This window comes from Synechococcus sp. R8-2 (assembly GCF_047461715.1).
Taxonomy (GTDB): Bacteria; Cyanobacteriota; Cyanobacteriia; order Thermostichales; family Thermostichaceae; genus Thermostichus.
Genome location: NZ_JANSHQ010000646.1, coordinates 1 through 592, shown reverse-complemented (window position 1 = coordinate 592; position 592 = coordinate 1). Strand labels below are relative to the sequence as shown.

1 protein-coding gene is annotated in these 592 nt (G+C 48.0%); it reads left to right on the top strand.

Annotated features, from left to right (window positions below):
- Positions 1-391: 391 nt before the first annotated feature.
- Positions 392-592, top strand: a 201-nt coding sequence (locus tag NW819_RS13455) for a type IV pilin protein (protein ID WP_414414054.1), incomplete at its 3' end; no start/stop codon positions are given.

Genomic DNA, 592 nt, shown 5'->3' with positions numbered 1-592 from the left:
TTTGAATCGAAATGACCATAAGTCTGACATTCCCGTCCATAGGATTGAGATAGCCACAGGCAAAAATTCATCTGTTGCTGTTCCAAAAATGGGTAACACATAAAAGTTTGGGGCAGTAGCAACTGGCAGTGTCACCCCATAGACAGCCGCGAAAACAGTTCACAGTGAACTCAGATTTATCTGGCCTTAAAACTTGAAGCCAGTTTACAAAAAATTTACCTACAGTTGATAGCCAGTGGGGTTTTGGATTCAGGAGTTCGCGTGATTTGACAGGGAAAGTTTTGGATCCGCAAAGGGTAACCTGAAACCAAGGAAAGGCTGGAATACTGGGGCAAGCTCCTTTGGGTTTAGCTAAGTGCCTGATTTCTCCCGAAGCGGGACTGGAACTGCTATGAGTCGGTTTTCCCCTCATGAAGTGTATCTCCGGAGAATCCTCTTTCGTCTGGCCACTGCGGCTCCTCGTGGCATGACATTGATCGAGTTGCTTGTGGTCATTGTGATTGTCGGTACTCTCTGCGCGGTGGCCATTCCCAACCTGCTTAACCACATTCGCCGTTCCAGAGTTGCTGAAGCCCAAACAGCTTTGGCGACC